18 protein-coding genes are annotated in these 18,525 nt (G+C 71.6%); 10 read left to right on the forward strand and 8 right to left on the reverse strand.

From position 1 onward, the window contains the following. Positions 1-72 precede the first annotated feature (72 nt). On the reverse strand, positions 73-843 hold the full coding sequence (locus AB0H86_RS21405; protein WP_362440774.1) for a TetR/AcrR family transcriptional regulator: 771 nt from the start codon (positions 841-843) through the stop codon (positions 73-75). A 158-nt stretch (positions 844-1,001) separates the two neighbouring features. Between AB0H86_RS21405 and AB0H86_RS21410 the strand changes: the two genes are divergently transcribed. Beyond that, positions 1,002-2,222: a saccharopine dehydrogenase C-terminal domain-containing protein gene (locus AB0H86_RS21410; RefSeq protein ID WP_362440777.1), complete on the forward strand. Its 1,221-nt coding sequence runs from the start codon at positions 1,002-1,004 to the stop codon at positions 2,220-2,222. Between the two features lie 124 nt (positions 2,223-2,346). Further along, positions 2,347-2,598, forward strand: a complete 252-nt coding sequence (locus AB0H86_RS21415) for a WhiB family transcriptional regulator (protein ID WP_362440780.1) — start codon at positions 2,347-2,349, stop codon at positions 2,596-2,598. A 136-nt stretch (positions 2,599-2,734) separates the two neighbouring features. On the opposite strand, the gene AB0H86_RS21420 is transcribed toward AB0H86_RS21415, so the two are convergent. From AB0H86_RS21420 to AB0H86_RS21435, 4 genes are read right to left on the reverse strand one after another with little or no spacing between them, the layout of a single operon-like run. After that, positions 2,735-4,555 carry a HAMP domain-containing sensor histidine kinase gene (locus AB0H86_RS21420; protein WP_362440782.1) on the reverse strand — a complete coding sequence of 607 codons (1,821 nt, stop codon included), beginning with the start codon at positions 4,553-4,555 and terminating at the stop codon, positions 2,735-2,737. Next, the gene (locus AB0H86_RS21425; RefSeq protein ID WP_362440785.1) at positions 4,552-5,250 is read right to left on the reverse strand and encodes a response regulator transcription factor; all 699 of its coding nucleotides are present in this window, start codon (positions 5,248-5,250) and stop codon (positions 4,552-4,554) included. Before AB0H86_RS21425 ends, AB0H86_RS21420 begins: the two co-directional genes overlap by 4 nt. A 38-nt stretch (positions 5,251-5,288) precedes the next feature. Then, positions 5,289-6,059, reverse strand: coding sequence for a L,D-transpeptidase family protein (locus AB0H86_RS21430; protein WP_362440788.1), 771 nt, complete (start codon positions 6,057-6,059; stop codon positions 5,289-5,291). 57 nt (positions 6,060-6,116) lie between these two features. Beyond that, positions 6,117-7,529, reverse strand: a complete 1,413-nt coding sequence (locus AB0H86_RS21435; protein ID WP_362440791.1) for a M1 family metallopeptidase — start codon at positions 7,527-7,529, stop codon at positions 6,117-6,119. Between the two features lie 160 nt (positions 7,530-7,689). On the opposite strand from AB0H86_RS21435, the gene AB0H86_RS21440 reads away from it, so the two are divergent. Continuing rightward, complete coding sequence (locus AB0H86_RS21440) at positions 7,690-8,040, forward strand: DUF488 family protein (RefSeq protein ID WP_362440794.1); 351 nt, start codon at positions 7,690-7,692, stop codon at positions 8,038-8,040. Positions 8,041-8,059: 19 nt separating this feature from the next. On the opposite strand, the gene AB0H86_RS21445 is transcribed toward AB0H86_RS21440, so the two are convergent. Next, positions 8,060-9,733: an FAD-binding dehydrogenase gene (locus tag AB0H86_RS21445; protein ID WP_362441559.1), complete on the reverse strand. Its 1,674-nt coding sequence runs from the start codon at positions 9,731-9,733 to the stop codon at positions 8,060-8,062. A gap of 61 nt (positions 9,734-9,794) precedes the next feature. Then, positions 9,795-10,421 carry a helix-turn-helix domain-containing protein gene (locus AB0H86_RS21450; RefSeq protein ID WP_362441562.1) on the reverse strand — a complete coding sequence of 209 codons (627 nt, stop codon included), beginning with the start codon at positions 10,419-10,421 and terminating at the stop codon, positions 9,795-9,797. 165 nt (positions 10,422-10,586) lie between these two features. Here AB0H86_RS21450 and AB0H86_RS21455 point away from each other — a divergent pair, with 165 nt between their 5' ends. The 3 genes from AB0H86_RS21455 to AB0H86_RS21465 all read left to right on the forward strand — a co-directional run bounded on the left by AB0H86_RS21455 (position 10,587) and on the right by AB0H86_RS21465 (position 13,510). Then, positions 10,587-11,213: an alpha-ketoglutarate-dependent dioxygenase AlkB gene (locus AB0H86_RS21455; RefSeq protein ID WP_362440797.1), complete on the forward strand. Its 627-nt coding sequence runs from the start codon at positions 10,587-10,589 to the stop codon at positions 11,211-11,213. 271 nt (positions 11,214-11,484) lie between these two features. Further along, positions 11,485-12,231, forward strand: a complete 747-nt coding sequence (locus AB0H86_RS21460) for an MBL fold metallo-hydrolase (protein ID WP_362441565.1) — start codon at positions 11,485-11,487, stop codon at positions 12,229-12,231. Between the two features lie 40 nt (positions 12,232-12,271). Then, on the forward strand, positions 12,272-13,510 hold the full coding sequence (locus AB0H86_RS21465; RefSeq protein WP_362440799.1) for a DUF4032 domain-containing protein: 1,239 nt from the start codon (positions 12,272-12,274) through the stop codon (positions 13,508-13,510). Between the two features lies 1 nt (position 13,511). Here AB0H86_RS21465 and AB0H86_RS21470 read toward each other — a convergent pair whose 3' ends face one another. Next, the gene (locus AB0H86_RS21470; RefSeq protein WP_362440802.1) at positions 13,512-14,393 is read right to left on the reverse strand and encodes a universal stress protein; all 882 of its coding nucleotides are present in this window, start codon (positions 14,391-14,393) and stop codon (positions 13,512-13,514) included. Positions 14,394-14,457: 64 nt separating this feature from the next. Between AB0H86_RS21470 and AB0H86_RS21475 the strand changes: the two genes are divergently transcribed. The 4 genes from AB0H86_RS21475 (at position 14,458) to AB0H86_RS21490 (ending at position 18,469) form a co-directional block, all read left to right on the forward strand. Then, the gene (locus tag AB0H86_RS21475; RefSeq protein ID WP_362440805.1) at positions 14,458-14,811 is read left to right on the forward strand and encodes a VOC family protein; all 354 of its coding nucleotides are present in this window, start codon (positions 14,458-14,460) and stop codon (positions 14,809-14,811) included. A 165-nt stretch (positions 14,812-14,976) separates the two neighbouring features. Beyond that, positions 14,977-16,653, forward strand: coding sequence for an FAD-dependent oxidoreductase (locus AB0H86_RS21480; RefSeq protein WP_362440808.1), 1,677 nt, complete (start codon positions 14,977-14,979; stop codon positions 16,651-16,653). Continuing rightward, positions 16,650-18,110, forward strand: coding sequence for an ATP-binding protein (locus AB0H86_RS21485; protein ID WP_362440811.1), 1,461 nt, complete (start codon positions 16,650-16,652; stop codon positions 18,108-18,110). Before AB0H86_RS21480 ends, AB0H86_RS21485 begins: the two co-directional genes overlap by 4 nt. Then, the gene (locus tag AB0H86_RS21490) at positions 18,107-18,469 is read left to right on the forward strand and encodes a UBP-type zinc finger domain-containing protein (RefSeq protein ID WP_362440814.1); all 363 of its coding nucleotides are present in this window, start codon (positions 18,107-18,109) and stop codon (positions 18,467-18,469) included. The genes AB0H86_RS21485 and AB0H86_RS21490 overlap by 4 nt, the downstream gene beginning before the upstream one ends. Positions 18,470-18,525: the final 56 nt, after the last annotated feature.

Here is an 18,525-nt window from a genome sequence, read left to right on the forward strand (position 1 = left end):
GCCCCCTCCCCTTGTCAGCTGTCAGCCTTGTCAGCCCCCGCCTTCACCGCAAAACGGCGTGCCGTCGGCGATTCACGATCTCCGGCCGGGATGCTGGGCGTGCGGCGCTGGACCCTCTTCGCCCGGCCGCGGCCGGGTCTTCAGCGCCGTCAGTCTGGCCTCCGCGCTCTCCAGGAGCATCTCCAGGGCCGTCGGATACGCGCTGGTCACCATGCGGGTGGCCAGGAGAGGGGCCGCTTCGGCGATGCGGGGGTGGGTGGCGCGAGGCAGGCGGGCGTACGTCGAGCGCCACATCTCCTCGTCGGCGTGCTGGAAGGCACTCGGCAGGGTCAGCGAGGCCGCGTCCAGGGCGGCGAAGGCGAGGGTCTGGTCGATGAAGGCGTGGTACACGCGCACGGTGTCCGGCAGTGGGAAGCCCGCGGTTCTGAGGACGTCCAGGACGGCCTCGTCGGCGGCGAGTTCGTTCGCCCGGCCGGTGACCCGGTTCGTGGTCAGCAGGGCGGCCTGCGGGTGCGCCAGGTACGCGGCGTGGATGCGCGACCCGACGGTCCGCAGGTCCGACCGCCACTCCCCCGTCGGCTCCCAGCCCTCGAGGGCCTGGCCGATGAGCGCGTCACCGATCGCCAGCGTCAGGTCGTCCATGCCGCGGAAGTACCGGTAGAGCGTGGACGGGTCGGCGTCCAGGGCCAGGCCGAGGCGGCGCGCGGTGAGTCCGGCGCTGCCGTGCTCGCGCAGCATGCGCAGCGCGGTCTCGACGATCAGTCGCTCCGACAGCACGGTGCCGCTCCTGGTGGGCCGGCGCCGGCGCCGTCTCTCCTCGGGGACCACGGGTTTCGGCGCCACGGCCGGCCTCCCTCTCTTATGCCAACCCTTATGCCAACGGCATTGACCTTGTGTGAGCGTACGGCGTTGTATCTGCGCGTATCCACGCCAGGGCCCGGCACATCAGCGATGCATCGACGACACATCAGCGACATTCGAACCGGCAGGGAGTTCTTGTCATGCGTGTACTGCTCGTAGGCGCCGGCGGTGTGGGCACCGCCATCACCCGGATCGCTGCCCGGCGGCCGTTCTTCGAGGCGATGGTGGTCGCCGACCACGACCCGACGCGGGCGGAGACGGCCGTAGCGGCGCTCGGGGACGACGGAACCCGGTTCCTGGCCGAGCGCGTGGACGCCGGCGACGAGGCCGCCGTGGCGGCGCTGTTGGTGCGCCACAGCTGTGACGTCCTCGTCAACGCGACCGACCCACGGTTCGTGATGCCGCTGTTCCGGGCGGCGCGTACCGCCGACGCGACCTATGTCGACATGGCGATGTCGCTGTCCCGGCCGCACCCCGAGCGCCCTTACGAGGAGTGCGGGGTCAAGCTCGGCGACGAGCAGTTCACGCGGGCGCCGGAGTGGGAGGTCGCGGGCGCGCTGGCTCTGGTCGGGATGGGCGTGGAGCCGGGTCTGTCGGACGTCTTCGCCCGGTACGCGGCCGACGAACTCTTCGACGAGATCGAGGAGATCGGTGTCCGCGACGGCGCGAACCTCACCGTCGACGGCTACGAGTTCGCCCCGTCCTTCAGCATCTGGACCACGATCGAGGAGTGCCTGAACCCTCCGGTCGTCTACGAGGCCGACCGAGGCTGGTTCACCACCGAGCCGTTCAGCGAGCCCGAGGTGTTCGACTTCCCCGATGGCATCGGTCCGGTCGAGTGCGTGAACGTGGAGCACGAGGAGGTGCTGCTGGTGCCGCGCTGGGTGGACGCCCGCCGGGTGACCTTCAAGTACGGGCTGGGCGAGGAGTTCATCCGGACGCTGCGGACACTGCGCCTGCTGGGTCTGGACCGCACCGACCCGGTGACGGTGCCGGGCCCCGCCGGGCCGGTCGCGGTCTCGCCCCGGGACGTCGTCGCCGCCTGTCTGCCGGACCCGGCGACGCTGGGCGAGCGGATGCACGGCAAGACCTGTGCGGGCACCTGGGTGCGGGGCGTCAAGGACGGGGCGCCACGCGAGGTGTACCTGTACCACGTGGTCGACAACCAGTGGTCCATGGCGGAGTACGGCTGTCAGGCGGTGGTGTGGCAGACCGCCGTCAATCCGGTCGTCGCCCTCGAACTGCTCGCCACGGGCACCTGGACCGGCACCGGCGTCCTCGGCCCGGAGGCCCTCCCTGCCCGCCCCTTCCTCGACCTTCTCACCGCGTACGGCTCCCCCTGGGGCATCCGCGAGCAGTGAACCCCCGCCATATCTTCACGAGGTCGCACAGGACTCGGTTGTTTCCCAACGCATCGACAGGTGACCCGCAAACGAGTAATGCATCCCCGAGGGCACGTTCGACTTCGATCGCAGGTGACTTTTCATGGAGAACTGGCGCGAACACGCCGCGTGCAGCCACGAGGACCCCGATCTCTTCTTCCCGATCGGCACCACGGGCCCTGCGCTGGTGCAGGAGGAGCAGGCGAAGGCGGTCTGCCGAGGCTGCCCGGTACAGGAACAGTGCCTGCAGTGGGCGCTGGACACCGGACAGACGATCGGCGTCTGGGGCGGAACCAGCGAGAACGAACGCCGTGCGCTCAAGCGGCGTACGGCGGCCCGCAGGCGCTCCGGATGACGCGGTGAGGTCAGGCGCACGAAGGGGCCCGGTGTCGTACGACACCGGGCCCTCGCGTCAGCCGCCACTTCGGCACATCCGTGCTGAACAGGTCGGCGAGACCGGGCCGCGGGCCCCGTGACCGGCGGACGGACCGCTACCGCGGTGAACCGTCCGGCAGCCGCAGGGTGAAGACGCTCCCGGAACCGGGCTCGCTCGCCGCCTCGACGCTGCCGCCGTGCGCGGCGACCAGGTGGCGGACGATGGGCAGGCCGAGACCGCTGCCGCCGGTGCGGCGGCTGCGGGACTTCTCCGCGCGCCAGAACCGGTCGAAGACGTGCGGCAGGTCGTCGGCCTCGATTCCGGTGCCGGTGTCGGTGACTTCCAGCAGGACGTCGCCGTCGGCGCGGCGCGCGGCCAGGGTGACGGTGCCGCCGACGGGCGTGTGCCGCAGCGCGTTGGAGACCAGGTTGCCCAGCGCCTGCCGCATCCGCACCGCGTCGGCGTCCAGCCACGGCGTGCCGTCCACGGTGGTGCGCAGCAAGACGCCGGCCGCGTCGGCCGCGACGCGGTGGGCCGCCGCCACCTGGTCGAGGAGTTCGTCGCAGCGCACCGGCTCCGGGTGCAGGCGCAACGCGTCGGCGTCGGCGTCGGCGAGGTCGCGCAGATCGTCGATGACCCGCTGCAGGACGAGGGCCTCGTCGTGCAGGGCGGCCAGCAGGGCCGGGTCCGGGTCGACGACGCCGTCGCGGGTCACCTCCAGCCAGCCGCGGATGTTGGTGAGCGGGCTGCGCAGTTCGTGGGCGATGTCGCTGACCATCGCCTTGCGTTGGGCCTCCAGACGTTCGCGGCGCTCGGTCAGCTCGTTGAAGGCGGCGGCCAGGATGCCGGTCTCGTCCCGGGTGGTGACCGGGACCCGCACATACCGTTCCGGCGACTGCTGGGCCGCCTCGGTCAGCGCCCGCAACGGCCGGACGAGCCGGGTGGCGACCACCGCCGTCACGGCCACGGTGACGGCGAGGACGAGCCCTGCGGCGCCGACGATCTTGGCCTTGTTGTCCGGGGACATGTCGAACCGTACGGCGGGAGTGTCTCCGTCGCCGCCCAGGAACAGCTGGGCCGCGGGAGCGACGTACGGGTCCAACTGCACGCGACGGGCGTCGTCGAGGCAGGCCTGGGCCGCGCGCGCGACCTTGGACCCCACCTTGGCGAACGCGGGCGCGTAGGTCGGGGCCCGCAGGGTCGGGCCGGTGTCGCTCCCCTCGAGGGACAGCGGGGCCCCGGAGTCCAGGCCGGCCCGGGTCAGGCAGCCGCGGGCGCCCTTCTGAAGTGCCGTCAGCGCCTTCTCCTCGGTGGGGGTCGGCGTGTTGAACAGACCGTCGGCGCACGCGTCCGGCACGTAGCCGGGTTCGGTGGTGCCGTCCGTCACGGTGAGGACGGCGCGGCCGCTCGGCGCGTGGCTGAGGCTGAGGTCGATGCCGTAGCGAGCGAAGCAGCGCTGCCGTGCCCGGGCCAGGGCGTCGACCTTGGTGCGCTCGACCGTCGTGAGCCGGTAGGGGCCCACCACGCGGGGGTCGGTGCCGCTGAGCTGGGCGCCGCGCTCGCTGAACGTGTCGGTGCGCAGCGGGTCGACGGTGGCGGCGGCGCTCACCGGCAGTGCGGTACCGCGTGGTGCGGAGTCGGCGATGGGGGTGCGGTCGGCGGTGGTCAGGGCGATGCGCCGCCCCGTCCGGGCGGACAGCTCCCGTACGGTCGTCCCGACGCCCCGCCAGTCGGGGTGGGTCGCGGCGTACCCGCTGAGCCGGGCGAGGACGTCCATGTCGTCGGCGAGGACCTGCCCCTGCTCCTCCCGCAGGGCGCGGGTGGTGGTCTCCACCGCCAGCCAGGCCGTCGCCGCGACGGAGCACACCGCGATGAGGCCGGAGGCGATGAGCAGCCGCACCAGCAGGCGCTTGCGCAGCGGTATCCAGCCGCTCATCCGCGGCCGCCGCTGAGCTTGTAGCCGACCCCGAAGACGGTCAACAGCCGGGCGGGCCGGCGTGGGTCCGCCTCTATCTTCCGGCGCAGGTTCATGACGTGGACGTCGACGGCCCGTTCGGTGGAGGCCCGGTCGGTCCCCCGGGTGACCTCCAGCAACTGCCGCCGGGAGAACACCCGTTCCGGTTCGCCCGCCATCGCCAGCAGGATCTCGAACTCGGCCGGCGTGCACTCCACGGGGACGTCCTCGCAGCGCACCTCGTGCCGTACCGGATCGACCGTGACCGCCCCGGCCCGTACGGCTGGCTCGTCCCGCCGCTCGGCGGGCGCGCGCCCGCTGCGCCGCAGGACCGTGCGGATGCGGGCCATCAGTTCGCGCGGACTGTACGGCTTGGTCATGTAGTCGTCCGCGCCGAGTTCCAGGCCCAGCAGGACGTCGTCCTCGGCGGTGCGGGCGGTGAGCATCAGGACCGGGATGTCGTCGTCCCGGCGCAGCACCCGGCACACCCCGAAGCCGTCGATCACCGGCAGCATCAGGTCCAGGACGACGAGGTCCGGCCGGAGCCGGCGGGCCGCTTCGAGGGCGGCCCGGCCGTCGTGGACCACGGTGGCGGTGTGTCCCTCCGCCAGCAGGGACCGGCGGATGAGTTCGGCCTGCATCTCGTCGTCCTCGGCGACCAGCACATGTGCGCACACGCGGCGGATCCTAAGCGGTTCGGGAGACCTCGGCGGACTCAGCGGGCCAGGGAGTCGGCGTCGCCCATGACGACGACGGGGTGGCGGTCGGGATCGAGCGCCCGCAGCAGTTCCTTCATGTGCTGTTCGGCGATGCTCACGCAGCCGTGGGTGGGGCCGCCGTGGTCGACATGCAACCAGATGCCGCCGCCGCGGCCCGCGCCGAGGGGCCGGGTCCAGTCCAGCGGGGTCGTGCCGGGCTTCCGGTTGTAGTTGATGGCGATCACGTAGTCGAAGGACCCGGCGAGCGGCTCGCCCTCGAAGCCCGTGCCGGTCGCGGTGAAGCCGCTCCCCTGGTCGTACGGCAGCCGGGTACCCGGGTCGCGGAGCCGGCCGCCGGCGTCGGTGAGGGTGAAGACGCCGATGGGTGAGCGCAGGTCACCGGCCTGGTGGTGGTCGGTCCAGCCCTTGAGCGCGTTGTGCGCGGGCCGGCTCTCGCCGGCCTGCCAGCCGGCCGCGGTGCGCTCGTACAGGACGACCGTGGACATCGGGGAGTTGACGCCCCGTCCGGTCACTACGACGGCCTGGCGTGCGTTGGAGGGGACCTCGGACAGCGTCTTCGGCCCCAGCCCGGGCACCTGCCGCGGGGCGGCCTCGACGGAGGTCTCGGGCGACGACGGGAGCGGCGAGGACCGGCCGGGGGCCTGCGGCGTGCTCGACGCCGGGGCGGTGCCCGGCCGGTGGTCCTGAACCGCCGCCGCGCCCCCGCCGCATCCGGTGAGCAGCAGGGACGCGGCCAGCAGCGCCGCTGAAGGACTGCGTCTGATCATGGTTCGACCTTGGCCGACACTTGTGAGGAACTCGTCAGGATCGCAATCCCGTTCACGCTACGGCTTGTTCGGCTTCCCGGCCGTGTACAGCCAGGTGTGGAACAGCGCGTCCAGGCTCTTGCCCGACAGTCGTTCCGCGAGGTGCTCGAACTGGGCGGTCGTGCCGTGTCCGTAGCGGTGTTCCGTGGCCCAGGCGCGCAGGATCCGGAAGAACGTCCGGTCGCCGACGGCCGTGCGCAGGACCTGCAGGGTCATGGCGCCGCGGGCGTAGACGGGGGCGCCGAAGATGTTGGCGCCGCTGCCCGGATCGGCGGGCGGGAAGGCCCACAGGTCGTCGCTCGCCGGAAGCTCGTAGAGCTCGTCGAAGCTGTCCTGTGCGCTCTGGCCGCCGTGCTGCTCGCTGTACAGCCACTCCGCGTAGGTCGCGAAACCCTCGTTGAGCCAGATCTCCTTCCAGGAGGTGAGGGAGACGGAGTCGCCGAACCACTGGTGGGCGCTCTCGTGGACGAGGGTGCTCAGGTCGGGGGCTCTGTCGTACACCGGCCGGGTCTGGGTCTCCAGGGCGTAGCCGACGTTCGGGGCGTGGTCGACGATGGAACCGGCGGCCCGGTAGGGGTACGGCCCGAACAGCTTGCTCTCCCACTCCAGCACCGAGGGCAGCTTGTTCAGCACGGGCTTCGCGGCGGCGGCCTCCCGCGGGTCCACGGCGTCGTAGACCTTGATGCCGTCGCGGGTCGTGTACTGCTTGACCTGGAACTTTCCTACGGTCGCGGTGGCGAGGTAGGCGGCCATGGGTTCCTTCTGGCGCCAACGGAAGGTGGTTCTGCCGTTCTTGGTGCTCTGTCCGAGCAGGACGCCGTTGGCGACGGCGGTGCGGTCCTTGGGGACGGTGATCGTGAAGTCGTACGACGACTTGTCCTTGGGGTGGTTGTTGCCCGGGAACCAGGTCATGGCGCCCTGCGGTTCACCGACGACGAAGGCGCCGTCGTCGGTGGGGATCCAGCCGTCGAGCGAGCCGTCCGGGTCGGTGACCGGCGCCGGTTCGCCGGCGTAGGTGACCTTGACCTGGAACCGCTCGCCCTTGCGCAGGGTGTGGCGCGGAGTGACGATGAGTTCCTGGCCGTAGCGCCGGTACTCCGCCTTGGCGTGGTCGACCGTGAGGCCGGTGACCTTCAGCCCGTTGAGGTCGAGGTCGAAGCGGCTGAGCCGTTGGGTGGCGCGAGCGGTGAGCACCGCTTTGCCGTCGAGGTGCCGGCTGCCCGGGTCGTAACGGAGCGTCAGGTCGTAGTGGGCGACGTGGTAGCCGCCGTTGCCGGCCAGCGGGAAGTAGGGGTCGCCGACGCCGGGCGCGCCGAAGGTGCTCGCCGAAGCGGGTCCGGCGGCCACGACCAGTGCCGCGAGGGCGACGGGGACGGTGGCGAGCACGGCCTCTCGGCGGAGGACGGCGGGGCGTCTGACAGGCGGTCTCACGCGGGCTCCTACGGGTGGGGGGTGCCGACGGCCTCAGAGTAGGGGCCGCCTCTCCCCGTCTCGACCTTGATCGGGTCAAGTCCCGTCGCGCCCACCCATCCGGACCGGAACACGGCGATACGCTGCCGAAAACCGCCCGCCGCCCGAGAAAGGCCCGCCCGTGAGCGTCCGTGTCCGTCGCGTCTACGAACCGCCCGAGCCGGACGACGGGGTACGTGTCCTGGTCGACCGGCTGTGGCCGCGCGGCCTGTCGAAGGACGCGGCGCGCGTCGACGAGTGGCCGAAGGCCCTCACCCCGTCGACCGAGCTGCGCCGCTGGTACCACTCCGACGAGGGGTCCTACGAGGAGTTCAGCGAGCGCTACGAGGCGGAGCTGGTCGCTCCCGAGGCGGCCGAACTCCTCGATCACGTACGTGAGTTGACCGGCCGGGGTGCCGTCACGCTGCTGACCGCCGCCAAGGCCCCCGAACAGAGCCACGCGGCGGTGCTGGCCCGTCTCCTGACGGTGTGAGGAGACGGGCCGTGCGCGGTCAGGCGGTCTGCTGGGCGGCCGCCCGCCCCGCCGCCCGCCCCGAGAAGAGGCAGCCGCCGAGGAAGGTGCCCTCCAACGCGTTGTAGCCGTGGACGCCCCCGCCGCCGAAGCCGGCGACCTCGCCCGCCGCGTACAGACCGTCCAGGGGCTTTCCGTCGGTGCCCAGGGCGCGGGAGTCGAGGTCGGTCTGGATGCCGCCGAGGGTCTTGCGGGTGAGAGTGTGCAGCCTGACGCCGATCAGGGGGCCGGCCGCCGGGTCGAGGATGCGGTGCGGGGTGGCGACCCGGCCGAGCCGGTCGCCGATGTAGCGGCGGGCGTTGCGGATGCCCTGCACCTGGGCGTCCTTGCTGTAGGCGTTGGCGATCTGCAGGTCGCGGGCCTCGATCTGGCGTCGGATCCCGGTCGCGTCGAGGAGCGCCTTGTCCGTCAGATCGTTCATCTTCTCGACGAGTTGCTCCAGGTTGGGGGCGGTCACGAAGTCCGCGCCCTTGCGCAGGAAGGCGTCGACCGGCCCCGGCGCGCCCTTGCCGAGCACGCGCTCCTTCAGGAAGCCGGCGCGGTCCTTGGCGGTGATGTCGGGGTTCTGCTCGGAGCCCGACAGGGCGAACTCCTTCTCGATGATCTTCTGGGTGAGGATGAACCAGGAGTGGTCGTATCCGGCGATGTCCTCGGTGGTGCGCAGGTACTCGAGGGTGCTGAGGGTGTCGTAGCCGGGCAGGCAGGGGGCGGGCAATCGGCGGCCGAGGGCGTCGAACCACATCGAGGACGGGCCGGGCAGGATGCGGATGCCGTGACCGGGCCAGATCGGGTCCCAGTTCCGCAGGCCCTCGGTGTAGTGCCACATGCGGTCGCGGTTGACCAGCCGTACGCCCGCGCCGGCACTGATGTCGAGCATCCGGCCGTCGACGTAGGCGGGTACGCCGGTGACCATCTCGGCGGGCGGGGTGCCGAGGCGCTCGGGCCAGTAGCGGCGGACGATGTCGTGGTTGGCGCCGATGCCGCCGGTGGTGACGACGACGGCCTGCGCGGTGAGTTCGAAGTCGCCGACGCGCTCTCGGCTGGAGGCGACGCCCCTGGGCGAGTGGTCCTCGGCCAGCACGGTGCCGCGCACCCCGTTCGCCGCGCCCTGCTCGATGACCAGTTCGTCGACCTGGTGGCGGTGATAGAAGGTGAGCAGCCCGTCGCGCGCGGCCTGCTTGGCGTGGTCGACGAAGGGTTCCACGACACCCGTTCCGGTGCCCCAGGCGACATGGAAGCGGGGTACGGAGTTGCCGTGTCCGTGGGCCGTCAGGTCGCCGCGCTCGGCCCAGCCGACGGTGGGCAGGAACGAGATGCCGTGTCCCTGGAGCCAGGACCGTTTCTCCCCCGCCGCGAACTCGACGTAGGCGCGCGCCCAGCGCACCGCCCAGGAGTCCTCGTCGTCGAGGCGGTCGAACCGCGCGCTGCCCTGCCAGTCGTTCCAGGCGAGGTCGAAGGAGTCCTTGACGCCCAGGCGCCGCTGTTCCGGGGAGCCGACGAGGAACAGCCCGCCGAAGGACCAGAAGGCCTGCCCGCCGAGGTTGGCGGCGTTCTCCTGGTCGACCAGCGCGACCCGGCGGCCCCGGCTGGTCAGCTCGTGTGCCGCGACCAGGCCCGCGAGTCCGGCTCCGACGACGATGACGTCCGCATCCATGGCGACCGTTGCCTTTCTCATGGGGTGTCCTGCGGGGCTTCGGGGGTGTCTTCGGGGGGTGTCATGCGGGTGTTCCGCTGTCGTCGGTCAACAGCGCGGTGAGCAACTGTCCCAGCCAGACGCGGGCGCGCTCGACGTCCTTGTCCAACAGCAGTTGGGTGGTGACTCCGTCGTACGCGGCGACGACCGCGCGGGCCGCGCCGTCGACGTCGCCGAGCGCGGCGGGCAGGGCGGTGGGTCCGGTGGCCCGGGCGAGCCGTTCCTCGATCGCCAGCCGCAGCCGTTCCCGGTGTTCCAGCAGGGTCTGGGCGACGGCCGGATCGCGGGCGGCGTGGACGAGGAAGTCGGTCTTCACCAGCAGCCAGTCCACGTCGAGCAGGAGCACCTCCAGGACCCGGTCCACCGAGGCGGCCACGTCGAGTTCGGGCCCGTCGAGCGCCAGCGCCCGTGCCACCTGCTCGGCGATCAGGTCGGCCCGCTGCCGGTAGAGGGCGAAGAACAGCTCGTCCAGGCTGTCGAAGTTGGAGTAGAAGGCACCCCGGCTGTACCCGGCCGCCTCGCAGACCTCCTCGATGGAGACCCGCCCGAACCCCTTGGCGGCGAAGACCGCGAAGGCCGCGTCCAGGAGGTTGGCCCGGGTGCGGACACGGCGTTTGGTCACGCGTCCGGTCGTCTCCCGCACCGCCATGTCCGGCCCTCCGTCCCGTTCGATACGGGAATGTATCCGATACATCAATGTATCGAAAGCATTCCTGTCGAACATCCGAACATCCCGGCGTCCCTGTCGAACGCCGACCCGGAGTACCGGAAACGTCGTGGGAACAGATTTTCGAATAAGGAGTACGCTGGTTTCATGACCACGCATCTCCAGGCCTCCCTCTTCGACCAGGGCGACCGGCTGTGCCTCGGCCCCCTCGACGGGATCCGCCGGACCGGGCTCGGCGCGGGTGCCTGGATCGACGTACTCCCCGGATGGCTGAGCGGCTCCGACGTCCTGTTCGAGCAACTGGCCGCCGAGGTGCCGTGGCGCGCGGAGCGCCGGAAGATGTACGACCACGTCGTCGACGTACCGCGCCTGCTGGCGTTCTACGGCGCGGACGACACGCTGCCGCACCCCCTGCTGACGCAGGCCCGCGAGGCACTGTCCGCGCACTACGCCGAGGAACTGGGTGAGCCCTTCACCACGGCCGGGCTGTGCTACTACCGCGACGGGCGGGACAGCGTCGCCTGGCACGGCGACCGGATCGGACGCGGCGCGCACCAGGACACCATGGTCGCGATCCTCTCCGTGGGCACGCCCCGTGACCTGCTGCTGCGGCCGATGCGGGGCGGCGACACGGTCCGCCGGCCACTGGGACACGGCGACCTGATCGTGATGGGCGGCTCCTGCCAGCGGACCTGGGAGCACTCCATACCGAAGACCACGCGCGCCGCGGGACCGCGCATCAGCGTCCAGTTCCGCCCGCACGACGTCCACTGACGCGCGGGACGGCGCGGGACGGCGCGCGCCGGGCGGAGAGGCGGCCGCTCGAGCCGCGCGCGGGGGCTGCCTCCGGCGGACGGTGCCGGGGGCGGCCTCGCTCCCGAGGATTCCTGTCCCCTTCGCCCATCTCCCGTTCGCGCCCTTCCTGTTCGCCCTCCTCCCGTTCGCGCTGCTCCCGTTCGGCATACGACCGGACCCGCCGACTCCGCCTGCCTCCTGGTCTGCTTTGCTGTCCGAGTCGAGCAGGGACCTCACACGCGGGACGATGATGCGCGCAGATGTGCAGCAAGTAGCCGACGGCGCCTATCTGGTGCACGGCAGCAACACCAACTGGGTGATCCTCACCGAGGGGGACGCCGTGACGCTGGTCGACACCGGCTACCCCGGTGACCGGGAGCAACTCCTCGCGTCTCTCGCGGAGTTGGGCAGTTCACCGGAGGCCGTCGAGGCCGTGCTGATCACCCACGCCCACAACGACCACCTGGGCTCCGCCGAGTACCTGCGCGGCGGCTACGGCATGCCCGTGTATCTGCACGAGGCCGAAGTACCGCACGCGCGGCGGGAGTTCCTGCACCAGGTCAGCGTCGGGACGGTGGTGAGGAACGGCTGGCGGCCCGGTGTCCTGCCGTGGGCCGTGCACGCGATCCGTTCGGGCGGCACCGCCCATGTCCCGGTCGCCTCCCCCCAGTCGTTCCCGGCGCCGGGCGCGCTCGACCTGCCCGGCCGGCCCGTCCCCGTGCACACGCCCGGCCACACGAACGGGCACGCCGCCTTCCACCTCCCGGACCGGGGTGTGCTGATCTCCGGCGACGCCCTGGTGAGCGGCCACCCGACGTCCCGGGCGAAGGGCCCGCAAATGCTGCCCGCCATGTTCCACCACGATCGGCCCCGGGCCGTGGCGTCGCTGGACGTGCTCGCGGCGCTGGAGGCCGACGTGGTGCTGCCCGGGCACGGTCCCGTGCACCGCGGTCCGGTCCGTGAAGCGGCACTGCAGGCCCGGGAGCTCGCGCTCTAAGGTGAGGTGAGATCACCGGCGAAGCAAGGACAGTCGACCCATGGCCCTGCAGATCAGCGCGACCAACCCGGAGCATCCCGCGCTCCTGCTCGAACTGCCCTGGCACCTCCCCCTGGAGGAGTGGCCCGAGGAGTACCTCGTACCGCTGCCGCGCGGTATCTCCCGCCACGTCGTGCGCTACGCCCGCGCCGGCGACGAGGTGATCGCGGTCAAGGAGCTCGCCGAACGTCCGGCGCTGCGCGAGTACGAGCTGCTGCGCGACCTGGACCGGCTCGGCATCCCCGCCGTGGACCCGCTGGCCGTGGTCACCGGACGCACCGCCTCCGACGACGTACCGCTGGAGTCGGTGCTGGTCACCCGGCATCTGGGCGGCTCCATGCCGTACCGGTCGATGTTCGAGACCACCATGCGGCCCGCGACCATGCACCGCCTGATGGACGCCCTGGCCGTGCTTCTGGTGCGGCTGCACCTCGCCGGGTTCGCCTGGGGCGACTGCTCGCTGTCCAACACGCTGTTCAGGCGGGACGCGGGCGCGTACGCCGCCTACCTGGTCGACGCGGAGACCGGCGATCTGCACCCGCAGCTCAGCAGTGGCCAGCGCGACTACGACCTGGACCTCGCCCGGGTGAACATCAGCGGCGAACTGCTCGACCTGGAGGCGTCCGGGGCCCTGCACCCGTCCGTGGACCCGATCGAGTTCGGCATGGAGATCTGCGCCCGCTACGGCAGCCTGTGGGAGGAGCTGACCCGCAGGTCCGTCTATCCGGCCGGCAAGTACCACTTCATCGAGCGCCGGATCCGCCGTCTGAACGACCTCGGGTTCGACGTGGCCGAGATGCAGATCGAGCACTCCTCGAACGGCGACTCGGTCACGTTCGTGCCCAAGGTCGTGGACGCGGGCCACCATCAGCGCCAGCTGCTGCGGCTGACCGGCCTGGACGCCGAGGAGAACCAGGCCCGCCGGCTCCTGACCGATCTGGAGAGCTGGATGGCCACCCAGGACGACTACGCCCCGGGCGACCCCCTCGCGGCCCGTCCGGAGGTGCTCGCCCACCGCTGGGTGCGGGACGTCTTCCGCCCCACCGTGCGGGCCGTGCCGCTCGAAATGCGCGGCGCGATGGACGCGGCCGAGATCTATCACGAGCTGCTGGAACACCGCTGGTACCTGTCCGAGCGCGCGCAGCACGACCTCGGGCTGGACACGGCCGTGGCGGACTACATCAAGAACATCCTCCCCAAGGCCCGGGAGACTCTCCAGCCCAGCCCCGCCGCGGACTGACTCAGGCCTGCGGCACCACGGCCACCGGGCAGCCCGCGTGGTGCAGCACGCCATGGGCCACCGATCCGATCCGGGCGCCCACGGCCGTACGGTGGGCGCGGCGCCCGACGACCATCAGCTGGGCCCCGGTGGCCATCGACAGCAGCACCTGCCCGGCGCTGCCCATCTCCACGTGCTCGGTCACCGGAACGTCGGGGAAGCGTTCCCGCCATGGCTGCAGCGCCGCCGTGAGGGCCTTCCTCTCGTACGGCTCCATGCCGCCGGCCTCGTCGAGGAGCTTGAGCGAGCCCGGGCTGTAGGCGAAGAGCGGCGGCAGGGTCCAGGCCCGTACCGCGCGCACCGTGGCACCGCGCGCGGCGGCGGTCTCGAACGCGAACCGCAGCGCTTCGGCGCCGTCCTCCGGCTCGCCCTGCTGGCCCACCACGATCTCGCGGCCCGCCGCCTCGCTCGCGGCCTCGTCCCCGGCACGCACCAGGACGACCGGCCGCGCCGACTCCACGATCACCTGCTGGCCGACCGAGCCGACCAGGAAGCCGACGACCCGGCTGTGCCCGCGTGAGCCGAGGACCAGCATCTCGGCCTCCGCCGCGGCGGCGACCAGCGAGTCCACGCTGTCGCCCTCCAGCACGTCGGTGGACACCTCCAGCTCCGGGTACCGTTCGGTGACGGTCCGGGCGGCCTCGCCCACCGCCTCCCGGGCCCACCCGACCTGCACCTCGGGGTCCGCCGCCTCGATCGCCTCGAGCGCCTCGTGCGTCTGGTACCGCCACGCGTGCACCACCCGCAACGCCAGCTTGCGGCGGACCGCCTCCCTGGCCGCCCAGGCCAGCGCGGCCAGGCTCTCCTCGGTTCCGTCGACCCCTGCCGTGATCGGGCACGTCATGCTGTCGGCCTCCCTGCGTCGTATTCCATGTGACCGGCTACCCACTCTTCACTACGCTGACGACATGGCACTGGAATGGGAGCAGGTCATCGTGGACTCGGCCGATCCGACGGCGTTGGGTCGGTGGTGGGCCGAGGCGCTCGGGTGGGTGATCGTGGGCGAGTACCCCGACGAGTACGAGATCCGACCGGAGAAGGACCGCGTGCCGGGACTGCTGTTCGTGCCGGTGCCGGAGAGCAAGACCGTCAAGAACCGTCTTCACCTCGACTTCCGGCCCGAGGACCAGGAGGCCGAGGTGGCCCGTCTGATCGCTCTCGGCGCGCGGCACGCGGATGTCGGGCAGGGCGAGCAGTCGTGGGTGACGCTCCTGGACCCCGAGGGCAACGAGTTCTGCGTGCTCGGCGCGCGACACGGCTGAATCCCCCGTTGACTCCCCGCGCCCGGCCCTGTGCCCGGCGCGCACCGGTCCCGGTGTCCCGGAGCACACCGGGACGATCGAACATACGATGGCATGGAGTCGGCGCGGTGACCGAAGGTCACGTGGACCGCCGCGCCGTCGGTCCGACCTCGGGGTGGGAGGCGTATGGCACAGGCCGCGGACACAGCGCGGACCGTCATCTTGACCGTGGACGACGATCCGGGGGTCTCCCGAGCCGTCGCCCGCGACCTGCGGCGACGCTACGGCGAGTCGTACCGGATCGTGCGCGCGGAGTCCGGCGAGTCGGCGCTGGAGGCGCTGCGCGAGCTGAAGCTGCGCGGTGATCTGGTGGCGGTGATCCTGGCGGACTACCGGATGCCGCAGATGAACGGCATCGAGTTCCTTGAGCAGGCCCTGGACGTGTATCCGGGGGCTCGGCGGGTGCTGCTGACCGCGTACGCGGACACGAACGCGGCGATCGACGCCATCAACGTCGTCGACCTCGACCACTACCTGCTCAAGCCCTGGGACCCGCCCGAGGAGAAGCTGTACCCGGTTGTGGACGACCTCCTGGAGGCGTGGCGGTCCAGCGACTTCCGGCCGGTGCCCGCCACCAAGGTGGTCGGACACCGCTGGTCGGCGCGTTCGTCGGCCGTGCGGGAGTTCCTCGCGCGCAACCAGGTGCCCTACCGCTGGTACTCGGCGGACGAGCCGGAGGGGCGGCGGCTGCTGGCGGCGGCCGGACAGGACGCGCAGCGGCTACCGCTGGTGATCACCCCCGACGGCACGCCGCTGGTCGAGCCGGAGGCACCCGAGCTGGCCGCGCGGGTCGGTCTGGCGACGACACCCGAGGCGGACTTCTACGACCTGGTCGTCATCGGCGGCGGCCCGGCCGGGCTCGGCGCCGCCGTGTACGGGGCCTCGGAAGGGCTGCGGACGGTGCTCGTGGAACGGTCGGCGACCGGCGGGCAGGCCGGGCAGAGCTCCCGCATCGAGAACTACCTCGGCTTCCCGGACGGCGTGTCGGGGGCGCAGCTCACCGACCGGGCCCGGCGGCAGGCGTCGAAGTTCGGTGCCGAGATCCTCACCGCGCGCCAGGTGACGGGACTGGAGATCAACGGCGCCGCGCGGGTCGTACGGTTCTCGGACGGCTCCGCCATCGCCGCGCACAGCGTGATCCTGGCGACCGGTGTGTCGTACCGGCAGCTGCGGGCGCCGGGCACCTCCGACCTGACCGGTTGCGGGGTGTTCTACGGCTCGGCACTGACCGAGGCGGCCTCCTGCCAGGGCCAGGACGTGTACATCGTGGGCGGCGCCAACTCCGCCGGACAGGCCGCGATGTACCTGGCGCGGGGCGCGAAGTCGGTGATCCTGCTGGTGCGCGGGGCGTCGCTGTCGGCGTCGATGTCGTACTACCTGATCCAGCAGATCGAGGAGTCGCCGAACATCTCGGTGCGCTGCGGGACGGTCGTGGAGGCCGCGCACGGCTCCGAGCACCTGGAGCAGCTCACGCTGCGCGACGTGGAGAGCGGGCGGACCGAACTCGTCGACGCGCAGTGGATGTTCGTGTTCATCGGCGCGGCCCCACTGACCGACTGGCTGGACGGCGCGGTGCTTCGCGACGAGCACGGGTTCATCCTGGCCGGTCCCGATCTGACCCCCGACGGGCGGCCACCGGCCGACTGGGAGCTGGACCGGCCCCCGTATCACCTGGAGACCAACATTCCGGGCGTGTTCGTCGCGGGCGACGCCCGAGCCGAGTCCGCGAAGCGGGTCGCGTCCGCCGTCGGAGAGGGAGCCATGGCCGTGATGCTCGTCCACCGGTATCTGGAGCAGTCGTGAGCGGGCAGCCGATGCCATGCAGCCCGCAGGAGGTCGGGTCGCTGTTCCTGTTCGAGAAGCTGTCCCCCGAGCAGCTCGGGCAGCTGTGCAGCGAAGGGCGGGTGGAGAGGTTCGAGCCCGGCCCGGTCTACACCGAGGGCGAGCCCGCCACCTGCTTCTACGTGATGATCGAGGGCACCGTCGTGCTCTCCCGGCGGGTCGGCGCGGACGACGTGGAGGTCACCCGGACCTCCCAGCGCGGGGTCTACGCGGGGTCCATGCAGGCGTACCTGGGTGACCGGGTGCAGCAGGTGTACAACAACTCGATGCGGGTCACCGAGCCGACGCGGTTCTTCGTGCTGCCCGCGGACGCGTTCGCGGACTTCATGCAGGAGTGGTTCCCGATGGCGGTGCATCTGCTGGAGGGACTGTTCTTCGGGACGAAGAGCACCCAACGGGCCATCGGACAGCGCGAACGGCTGCTGGCACTGGGCTCGTTGTCCGCGGGACTCACGCACGAGCTCAACAACCCCGCCGCGGCGGCCGTACGGGCGACCGCGACCCTGCGCGAACGCGTGGGCAAGATGCGGCACAAGCTCGCCGTCATCGCCCAGGGCTCCTACTCCCCCGAGGTCATGTCGAACCTCATCGACATCCAGGAACGCACCGCCGAACGCGTCGCCAAGGCCCCCACGTTGAGCCCGCTGGAGGCCTCCGACCGGGAGGACACCCTCACGGACTGGCTCGACGACCACGGCATCGCGGACGGCTGGCGGATCGCGCCCACCTTCGTACAGGCCGGTCTCGACGCGGACTGGCTGGACCGGGTAGCGGCCGCCGTCGACGAGGAGATCCTGCCGAACGCGATCGGCTGGCTCAACTACACCGTGGAGACCGAGCTGTTGATGGACGAGATCAACGACTCCACCAACCGCATCTCCCATCTCGTCGACGCCGCCAAGCAGTACTCGCAGCTGGACCGGGCCCCCTACCAGGTCGCCGACGTGCACGAACTCCTCGACAGCACCCTGCTGATGCTGTCGGGCAAGATCGGCCCGCGGATCAAGCTGGTCAAGGAGTACGACCGTACGGTCCCGAAGGTGCCGGCGTACCCGGCGGAGCTCAACCAGGTGTGGACCAACCTGATCGACAACGCGGTCCACGCCATCAACAGCGCTGGCGGAGAAGGGACGTTGACCGTGCGGACGGCGCTGGACAACGACCGGCTGCTGGTGGAGTTCCGCGACACCGGGCCCGGTGTGCCCAAGGAGATCCGCGGCCGCATCTTCGACCCGTTCTTCACCACCAAGCCGGTGGGCGACGGCACCGGGCTGGGCCTGGACATCTCCTGGCGGATCATCGTCAACAAGCACCACGGCTCCCTCCAGGTCGAGTCCGAACCCGGCGACACCCGCTTCCAGGTCCTGCTTCCGCTCACCGCCGCGGACCCCGACACACCCTCCGAGGAGCCCGTATGACCAGCGACAACGGAATCGACGGAATCGCCCCGGACGTCGCGCCGAGCGGCGCCGGATGCGTGGAGTGCGACGCGGCCGGCGGCTGGTGGTTCCATCTCCGGCGCTGCGCGCAGTGTGGGCACATCGGCTGCTGCGACTCGTCCCCCGCCCAGCACGCGACCGGCCACTACAAGAGCACCGGGCATCCCCTGGTGCAGAGCTTCGAGCCCGGCGAGGGCTGGTACTGGAACTACGCGACCAACGAGCTGTACGAGTCGGGGCCGGAACTCGCGCCGCCGGCAAGCCATCCGGCGGACCAGCCCACGCCGGGCCCCGCGGGACGGGTGCCGGCCGACTGGGCCCGGACGTTGCGGCAGTGAGCCCCCGGCCCCGCGCCCTCGCCGCTCCGCGCGGTCGCCGCCGCCCACAGCAGCTC

Source organism: Streptomyces sp. NPDC050997, assembly GCF_040660135.1.
In the GTDB taxonomy this organism is placed as follows: domain Bacteria; phylum Actinomycetota; class Actinomycetes; order Streptomycetales; family Streptomycetaceae; genus Streptomyces.

Bases quoted from the DNA above. Each gene is read 5' to 3' on its own strand.
- AB0H86_RS21420 (WP_362440782.1), bottom strand. From the start codon at position 4,555: ATGAGCGGCTGGATACCGCTGCGCAAGCGCCTGCTGGTGCGGCTGCTC.
- AB0H86_RS21410 (WP_362440777.1), top strand. From the start codon at position 1,002: ATGCGTGTACTGCTCGTAGGCGCCGGCGGTGTGGGCACCGCCATCACC.
- AB0H86_RS21455 (WP_362440797.1), top strand. From the start codon at position 10,587: ATGACCACGCATCTCCAGGCCTCCCTCTTCGACCAGGGCGACCGGCTG.
- AB0H86_RS21490 (WP_362440814.1), top strand. From the start codon at position 18,107: ATGACCAGCGACAACGGAATCGACGGAATCGCCCCGGACGTCGCGCCG.
- AB0H86_RS21460 (WP_362441565.1), top strand. From the start codon at position 11,485: ATGCGCGCAGATGTGCAGCAAGTAGCCGACGGCGCCTATCTGGTGCAC.
- AB0H86_RS21415 (WP_362440780.1), top strand. From the start codon at position 2,347: ATGGAGAACTGGCGCGAACACGCCGCGTGCAGCCACGAGGACCCCGAT.
- AB0H86_RS21430 (WP_362440788.1), bottom strand. From the start codon at position 6,059: ATGATCAGACGCAGTCCTTCAGCGGCGCTGCTGGCCGCGTCCCTGCTG.
- AB0H86_RS21470 (WP_362440802.1), bottom strand. From the start codon at position 14,393: ATGACGTGCCCGATCACGGCAGGGGTCGACGGAACCGAGGAGAGCCTG.
- AB0H86_RS21450 (WP_362441562.1), bottom strand. From the start codon at position 10,421: ATGGCGGTGCGGGAGACGACCGGACGCGTGACCAAACGCCGTGTCCGC.
- AB0H86_RS21465 (WP_362440799.1), top strand. From the start codon at position 12,272: ATGGCCCTGCAGATCAGCGCGACCAACCCGGAGCATCCCGCGCTCCTG.
- AB0H86_RS21480 (WP_362440808.1), top strand. From the start codon at position 14,977: ATGGCACAGGCCGCGGACACAGCGCGGACCGTCATCTTGACCGTGGAC.
- AB0H86_RS21445 (WP_362441559.1), bottom strand. From the start codon at position 9,733: ATGGATGCGGACGTCATCGTCGTCGGAGCCGGACTCGCGGGCCTGGTC.
- AB0H86_RS21475 (WP_362440805.1), top strand. From the start codon at position 14,458: ATGGCACTGGAATGGGAGCAGGTCATCGTGGACTCGGCCGATCCGACG.